A 4,033-nucleotide genomic window follows, 5' to 3' on the forward strand; every position below is an offset into this window, starting at 1 on the left:
GGCCAGCGGCAGCGCCGTGTGCAGCAGGACCAGGGGGCTCGCCGCCAGGACCGCGGCGGCCAGCACGGCGCCGGCCGCGTCGTCGAGCAGCTCCCGGGCCAGCAGGTAGGTGCCGGCGACCCAGCCGGCGGCCACCGCGGCCGGTGCGACGATCATCGTCCCGAACAGCACCTGGGACGCTGCCAGCAGCGCCGGCCAGCCCGGCAGGTACTTGGTGAACAGACGCCCGTCGCGTTCCCCGGTGAGCCACGGGCGGAAGAACGGCTCCAGGGTCGAGGCGTCCAGGGTGAGCTGCCCGTGGGTGAGCATCCGGGCCTGCAGGACGTAGGCGGCCTCGTCGGCGTCACCGGAGCCGTACCGCAGCAGCGTGCACTGCAGCACAAGACTCACGGTGAACGAGGCCGCGCACAGCAGGGTGACCAGTCCCGCCGCTCCCGACCACGGCCACAGCCGGGCGACCGCGGGGCCCCACTGCCGAGCCGCCGCCTGCCCCGGCACCTGCCCTGATCGTCGTGGCGGTGCCGGTGTCGGCGGTGCCGCCACACGCGCGAGTGCGGATGCGCGCATCTCCCCCGTCTCCCCGGCACGTCCGGTGCGGGTTGCTCCCGTCCGGGCGGTCCTGCCTGGAATGTGCCCACAGAGTAATGGGGGGATAACGCTGACCTGTACACGGGTGTCCCCTGAAGGTGCCGCCCGCTCGGACCCGTGTCCGAGTCAGTCGATGCCACGGACAGCGGACGGCCGTGAGCTGCGCTAGTCCGATCGGGCCAGGCGCGAGCTAGCTGCCGTCCGTCGGATCGGCAGCCGACGAAATGCCGACACCGGACGCGGTGGCGGTGACCGGCGGGGTACCGGCAGCCGATGGCGGCACGGCGACGAACGGGGGCGCGGCGTCGCCCCACCGGGCGCGGCGGGCCCAGGAATAGGCGTCGCGCCGGCTGCGGGCGACGACGGTCTCCTGCCGGCCGTCCGGAGCGCACAGGGCCAGTCGAAGGTGCCCGGAATGGGCCCGTGGGGCACGCAGTACCCGGGCGGCGGCGTGCGCCGGCTCACCGCGGGAGGCGATCAGGTAGGCGAACTTCTCGTCCTCGTGGCCGCGGTCGGCGTCCTTGAGGGCCCGGTGCACCGCGCTGCGGTCGACCCGGCGGGCGAAGTGGCACCAGTCGTTGCCCGGGAGCGGGCAGGGTCCGTCGGACGGGCACGGCGCGGTGATTGTCGCGCCGTCGGCGAGCAGGGCCGTGCGGGCGGCGAGGATACGGGCGTAGCCGTCCGGGGTTCCGGTGTCGATGAGGACCAGCTCGCCGCTGGTGGCCTGCCACCAGGCGGCGACGGCCGGGCCGCGTGCGGCGGGCGGTAGTTCGCCGAGCAGGTAGGACGCGATGGCGAGTTCGGCGGTGACCCCGGATGGCGGGGCCTGCGCCGTGGTGTGGTGCCAGCGGGCGTGGGTGCGCAGCGAGGCCGGCGCACCGAGGTCCGCCAGTCGCCTGCCTGTGTCGATCATCCGAGCCGAGCGTTCGACCAGGTCGACGTGGGTGATCTCGAGGAACAGCTCCAGTGCCGCCCAGGTCGCCGGTCCGGGGCCGGCGCCCAGGTCGAGCAGGTGCTGTGGCTGCCAGTGCGGCCGGCGGGCGGCGAGCTCGGCCAGCACCGTCCGGCTGACCGCGAGCGTCGCTGGCAGCCGGGCTGCCAGGTACGCCCGGACATGCTGGTCGGTCAGCACCGCGTCATCCGGGGTGTCGCCTCCCCCGCGGTAGCGGGCTGACAGCTCGCGGTAGGCACGGGCCAGGTCCCGCCGGGGTCCGCCACCGCCTCCGCCGTGCGCGGTGGCGGTGGCGGTGGCGGCCGCGAGCAGCAGGTCGGCATCGAAACCGGTCCGCGTCCGCATGGTCACGACAGCAGCGTAGTGCGCCCCCGCCGGCCCGGATGATCCCGGTCGACCAGCCACCCCGCGGACCAGCCCATCGACCGGATCACCGCCGATTATTCGGCCGGATGCACCGGTTCGAGGGAAGGCGCACGCCGATGGTCGAACACCAGGCTTGTCTGTACGTCACTCACCTCGGATCGTTCGGTGATCCGATCGACGACGAGCCCGTACAGCCCGTCCACATCGGGCACGGCGACATGCAGCAGGAAATCGGCGTCGCCCGCCATGGAAAACACACTGACCGTTTCCCGCAGACCAGCGGCCCAGGTTCGGAAATCCTCCATCACCGCGCGGGATGACGGCCGGACCCGCACCGAGACAAGCGCCTGCACCGGCCGGCCGATGGCGGCCAGGTCAAGCTCGGCGCGAAACCCGCTGATGATGCCGCGTTCGATCAGTGAACGCACGCGTTGCAGTGACGTGGACGGGACCACCCGGGTCGCGAGGGCAAGATCCCGGTTTGTTCTTCGACCATTCTCCTGCAACAGGCGCAACAGGGCGCGATCCAGGTCGTCCAAGCGAGCTCCCCTCCCACCGCCAGCCTCCCCCCCTGGGTAGCGGCATGCTAACAAATTGTGCCGGTTCCGGCGTTTCCCGGTGCTGTTCCCGTCCGGTTCTCGTGACACGTCCGGATGGACCGCACGGACCGGCATCCCCATCCCACCCGTCCGCGCTGCCGCGACTGCACCGGTCGCCCTCTCACATCCCCCATCCCGCCTACGCGCTCGGCACCCATCACCCTTGGACGTGTTGCGAAGTCCTGGAACGCACGCCCTCCCGCACACCCGCACCCGCGGGTAGTCGGGACACTGACGGTCGCAGCCTCGTGCCGCACTCAGGCCAGTACGTTCACCACCTCCCGCCAGGCACGAAACGAATGCCTGGCCGACCGCGCAGAAACGTGTTCCGCAGTCACATCGACAGCCGGTAAAGCCGACACATCACGGGCGCCTTCGGGCCTGTCGGAGCTGGCGTGGACGGGTCCGACAGGCCCGGAATGCGATGGCTCGACATCAGGTGCCCGAGGCGCCGCGAACCCGGATATGTCAGGATTCACACCGCAAAGCCACGCGCTCGAGGTGACACAATGTCATCCGGGCGTGACCGTCGGGTCGGGTGACGTACCGGTCAGGCTCGGCTGGTCGGCGCCCGGTGCGGCGACGGTGGAACCACCGCCCGTGGGAGAGCTACCGCTGTGGGTGGACTCGGTGCCCGTGATGCGACCGGGGGCGGGGGCGGTGCCTGCGGTGCGCCCGGTGCCGGGAGCATGGCCACCCACCGAGATGGTCCCACCGGCTGGCCGGGTGCCGTCGTCCGACGGGGTCTGGCTGTCGGACGTCAGGGGGCTGGTGGACGTCAGGGGGCTGGTGGACGCTGCCTGCGGACGGTCGCCGAGGGCGGGGCCAACCGACGCGATGGGCATGGTCGGGTCGGGGTGTGTCGGGGTGGGCGCGCCCTGGCGACGGGTGCGCGTGGTGTCGGTGCGGCCGTCCGCGCGGGTGGGGATCCCGGCGCCGGATGATCTGCTCTGCGCCGCGCTGCCGGTACTGGCGCTGTCGGGGCGCTGGCCTGGTGCGGTCGGCTCGGGACCAGATGTCGTGACTGCCGCCTGATCGGCGCCGGGGTGGGGGCGTAGCTGTGCGAGCAGCACGATCAGCGCCGCGAGCACCGCCGCGCCCAGGGCGGCCAGCGCAACGGTGACGATGAGCCGGCGGTTCGACCGCGGCGTGCCGCTGCGGCGCTCGGCGCCACCGAGCCGGGGAGGCACGAGCAAGGGTTCGAGCAGCACCGCGGTCGGCGGCCCGTTCCACGGTCGGTCCTGTTCCCCCACCGCCGGGCGGGAGGAGTTCCGTGGCCCGCAAGAGCTCTGCGGCCCGGAAGAGCTCTGCGGCCCGGGTGGATCCGGCCGCCGAGGTATCGCTTCGGGCCCGGCAGTCCTCTGCTCCGTTCGGGTGGTGCGCACCAGGCGGGAACGGGGCAGGAACACCACTCGGTGGTCAAAGGAGACCGGGCTCTCGCCACGGCCCGTTCGGGCGGCGCCCGCCGGACGCGTCACGAAGCTGAACGGCCCGCGGCCCCGCGGCCCGGCCCCGGGCCCACCCGCCC

Annotated in this window: 3 protein-coding genes and 1 pseudogene; all 4 read right to left on the bottom strand. The window is 72.9% G+C overall.

Annotated elements, in window-relative coordinates:
* Nucleotides 1–567: pseudogene (locus ND747_RS15710) on the bottom strand (hypothetical protein); the annotation flags it as partial.
* A 211-nt stretch (nt 568–778) separates the two neighbouring features.
* Nucleotides 779–1,885 (bottom strand): small ribosomal subunit Rsm22 family protein, encoded by a 1,107-nt coding sequence (locus tag ND747_RS15715; RefSeq protein WP_251734370.1) that lies wholly within the window; start codon nt 1,883–1,885, stop codon nt 779–781.
* A 95-nt stretch (nt 1,886–1,980) separates the two neighbouring features.
* Nucleotides 1,981–2,445, bottom strand: coding sequence for an Lrp/AsnC family transcriptional regulator (locus tag ND747_RS15720; RefSeq protein ID WP_251734368.1), 465 nt, complete (start codon nt 2,443–2,445; stop codon nt 1,981–1,983).
* 572 nt (nt 2,446–3,017) lie between these two features.
* Nucleotides 3,018–3,716, bottom strand: a complete 699-nt coding sequence (locus tag ND747_RS15725) for a hypothetical protein (protein ID WP_251734369.1) — start codon at nt 3,714–3,716, stop codon at nt 3,018–3,020.
* Between the last annotated feature and the right edge of the window lie 317 nt (nt 3,717–4,033).

The organism is Frankia sp. R82, from assembly GCF_023716925.1.
Classification (GTDB): domain Bacteria; phylum Actinomycetota; class Actinomycetes; order Frankiales; family Frankiaceae; genus Frankia.